Origin of the sequence: Clostridium psychrophilum (genome assembly GCF_018861705.1) — a bacterium.
In the GTDB taxonomy this organism is placed as follows: Bacteria; Bacillota; Clostridia; order Clostridiales; family Clostridiaceae; genus Clostridium_AD; species Clostridium_AD psychrophilum.
Window position 1 is genome coordinate 1 of record NZ_JAHLEC010000179.1, and the last position, 3930, is coordinate 3930.

The 3930-nt window shown below is 29.1% G+C and carries 4 protein-coding genes; 2 read left to right on the forward strand and 2 right to left on the reverse strand.

What is annotated here, in order from left to right:
- Positions 1-219 precede the first annotated feature (219 nt).
- Both KPL38_RS18480 and KPL38_RS18485 read right to left on the reverse strand, forming a co-directional pair.
- Positions 220-849 (reverse strand): flavodoxin family protein, encoded by a 630-nt coding sequence (locus KPL38_RS18480; protein WP_216290603.1) that lies wholly within the window; start codon positions 847-849, stop codon positions 220-222.
- Between the two features lie 26 nt (positions 850-875).
- The gene (locus KPL38_RS18485) at positions 876-1610 is read right to left on the reverse strand and encodes a YoaK family protein (RefSeq protein ID WP_246578038.1); all 735 of its coding nucleotides are present in this window, start codon (positions 1608-1610) and stop codon (positions 876-878) included.
- Between the two features lie 447 nt (positions 1611-2057).
- On the opposite strand from KPL38_RS18485, the gene KPL38_RS18490 reads away from it, so the two are divergent.
- Positions 2058-2942 (forward strand): ABC transporter ATP-binding protein, encoded by an 885-nt coding sequence (locus KPL38_RS18490; RefSeq protein ID WP_216290604.1) that lies wholly within the window; start codon positions 2058-2060, stop codon positions 2940-2942.
- A gap of 5 nt (positions 2943-2947) precedes the next feature.
- Positions 2948-3745 carry an ABC transporter permease subunit gene (locus tag KPL38_RS18495; RefSeq protein ID WP_216290605.1) on the forward strand — a complete coding sequence of 266 codons (798 nt, stop codon included), beginning with the start codon at positions 2948-2950 and terminating at the stop codon, positions 3743-3745.
- Positions 3746-3930: the final 185 nt, after the last annotated feature.

Consider the following 3930-nt stretch of genomic DNA (forward strand, 5'->3'; position numbering starts at 1 on the left):
TCCTGAAGATCTATTCGAAGCACAATTAGATATAATTTATGCAGCATAAGTAAATTCAACGATTTAAGTCATAAATACAAATTGGTTCAACTTGTTATTGCAATTGATCATTCTTTATTTTTTTACAATTACAGATATAATTATAACATTTTTTTATCCATAAAATTTGAGAAAGCAACAAGATAAACTAACATATAATGCTTTTCAATTTACTTTAATCTACCCAATATGTGTTTTAAGCTTTTTCTCTGTTTCTCTTCTTAACATAAACGTTTTTTCTAGTTTTTGTGCAGCTATTCTTACTTGTTCTAAAGCATTTTTATTTTGAAGAACCTCTCCCTTTTTAAATGCATTTAGGATTTTAACAGTCGATATAACTCTATATCCTAGACCTTCAAGTGGTTTTTTCATAGCCTCCGCAGTAAATCCCATGTCTTCTTCATTATTTTGTTCACAGATTGCTATAACTACAGCATATTTTCCACCTAATACCTCATTAACACTTGACCAAACCGAACGATCATTATGTGAAAATATTTGATAACAATATAACCTTTCAATAAAAGCCTTCATGTCTGAAGTTATATTATAAAAATACGTTGGGGAACCTAAAATAATAGCATCCGAATTTTCAATAAGAGGATATATTTTCTGCATATCATCCATTATTACGCATTTATATGTGTCTTTACATCCCTCACAACCAATGCACCCTCTAATATTATAATCTCCAAGAAAAAGCAACTCAGTTTTTATGTCTTTAGATTCAATTGTATGTAATGCTTGCTTCACTAGAAATGATGTATTACCATTTTCCCGACTACTTCCTACCACTCCCAATACATTCATATTAATACCTCCATAAATTAATTTGTTTACTCTATTATTTTTTCTTTCGTATTTACGCCTTCAGAAATACTAAATAATACAAAAGCACAAATTAATACAATTACAGCTCCCCATATTGCTTTAACCCCAACTCTATATGTCAGTAGCCCTCCTAAAAATGACCCGAGCAAAAATGCGAGAACAACTGTAAAAAGTCTAATGGTACGAATAGCTTCTTCAGAATCTTTCTTAGTAAATACAATATATACTGCCTTTGAAGCTGATCGCAAATTTCCTGTGCACATGGTTGAACTATATGAAGAATCCGCCAGTTTAGGAAATGAAGTTACTTGAATTGAAGCTACAAACGAAATTATAACATTCACAATAGTATCAGAGAAAGTATTAGGAACAAACCCTATAATAAAAAGAACTATAATTTCAAAAATTAAAATTGCCCTTGGCCAGTCAAGAATAAATAAAGGAGACGAATTGTTTTTTATTGCTTGAACAACAATTACCCCAATTATAAAAGCTAATATAGGCGGGATATGAAGAAATGCCTGTACCCATTGACCTTTTGCAACATATATTCCAAGAAGTACGATGTTTCCAGTTTGAGCATTAGAAAAGACACCCCCTCTCCCTATAAATGTATAAGCGTCTAAAATTCCGCCAGCAATTGCAAGAAGAATTCCAAATCGAAATGTCTCGTGGATTTCATGTTGGGAATGTAATTTTCCTACCCTTCTTTGCATTATATTAAAAACATTGTCAATCAAAATTTAATACCTCCATTTATTATCACTAATATTTTTTTGCTAAAATATAGTGTATGTACATATAAATCATACTATGCAATACACTAAATCAAAAAAATTTGTAATTTTTAATTTTCATTTTATGATTAATCAATCATACCATAAAAACTTAGAATATAAAAAACAGAATTCTTATCTAAACAGGCACCTATAGATCATACGTTTAAAAGTAAGCGCTTACTCTATAACTACTCGCATACTAATTATCTTTCTTTAATTTTCAAAGAATAAATGGTTTTTTATTCAGTTGAACACATAATTTAATAATGCTATTATGTAATTAACTTATATGGTCAATTACATTTGTTCGTTAAGAATTGAGATCTTATATGGATGTTTTAAAAAATTGTTTTTATAAATAAACTTATTATATATATAATCATTCTAATATAAAAGGGGGTTCTACTAATGAATGTTATTGAGATTAAAAATTTAACTAAAAACTATGGTAATGCAAGGGGAATTACCGATGTAAGTTTTAATGTTTGCGAAGGTGAAATTTTTGGATTTATTGGACCAAATGGTGCAGGAAAATCAACAACGATTAGAACACTATTATCTTTAATTTATCCAACTAGTGGTAGCGCTACGATTTTTGGTAAGGACTGTGTCAAGTTTGGACCTGAAATAAAGAAAGAAATAGGATATCTACCATCAGAAGTCTTTTATTATGACAATATGAAGGTTATCGATTTGCTAAAATATTCCGCTAGTTTCTACAAAAAAGATTGTAACGAAAGGATTAATGAATTGGCCAAAATAATGGATCTTGATCTTAATAAAAAAATTGATGATTTGTCTTTTGGTAATAAAAAGAAAGTTGGTATTGTTCAAGGCCTATTACACTCGCCTAAACTTATTATACTTGACGAACCTACTAGTGGACTTGACCCACTAATGCAACAAAGATTTTTTGAACTCCTTGAAGAAGAAAATAAAAAGGGTGTTACAATTTTACTTTCTTCTCATATTTTAAGTGAAGTTCAAAGATTATGTACCCGTGTTGCAATTATTAAAGAAGGTAAAATTATAAAACTTGATAAAATCAGTACATTACAAGAGAATAACCATAAGGAATTTAAAATTGAGGTGAAATCCAAAATAGCTGATAGTTACTTTAAATTAAATGGTGTTACAAATTTAAGTATAAAAGGTAACCTAATAAGTTTTTTATTTAGTGGTGATATTAATTTTATTATGAAGAAGATTTCAGAAATAAAAATATCAAATCTCTGGATTGAAGAACCAGACCTTGAAGAAATCTTTATGCATTACTACGAAAAGGAGGACTAAAAGCTATGAATATGTTTATTCACGAACTTAAGGCTTATAGAAAATCCACTATTATATGGACTTGTTCTTTAATAACACTTGTTGTTCTTTTTTTATCAATGTTTCCCGCTTTTTCAAAAGAAGCCGCAACTTTTAAAGAAATAATGAAAGGATTCCCAGAGCCAATAAGAAAAGCAATGGGACTCTCTGTAGATAGCATTTCTTCTATTTTAGGATTTTATTCATATATGTTTTTGTATACCACACTTTGTGGTGCCATTCAGGCTATGAATCTAGGGACTTCCATTATATCAAAGGAATCTCGCGCAAAAACAGCAGATTTTCTTTTAACAAAGCCTGTTACTCGCACAAAAATCATGACAGCAAAGCTAATGGCTGCATTAACCTGTCTTGTAATTACAAATGTAGCTTACTTAATTGCATCTAGTTTTATGGTTTCCTTTGTTTCGACTAAAAACTATAGTTACAAAATATTTTTCATGATCTCTATTACATTATTTTTCATTCAACTTATGTTTCTTGCTTTAGGAATTTTAATTTCTGTTATAGTACCTAAGATTAAATCTGTTCTGCCTATTTCACTTGGCACTGTATTTACATTTTTTATTGTTGGAATGTTCGCAGCAACTACAAACGATGATGTCATGCGTTATATTACCCCTTTCAAGTATTTTGACCCAAACTATATTCTAAAAAACTCTAGTTATGAGGTATCATTTATTATAATAGCAATATTGTTTATTATTACGGCAATTACAACAAGTTATTTTGTGTACTCTAAAAAAGATATTCATGCTGTTTAATTCTAGATTAATATTAAAGTAATTATCTAACTGATGTAACAATTTATAGTTTTTTAATGGATAATAAGAAACACAAGACCAGCTAGTTAAAGTCAAGTGTAAATTTGCGAAAGTAGTTGTTAATTTCATTGCATAACAAAAAGACCATTGCATAACACGAACAATGGTAAATTTAGTAATTATTT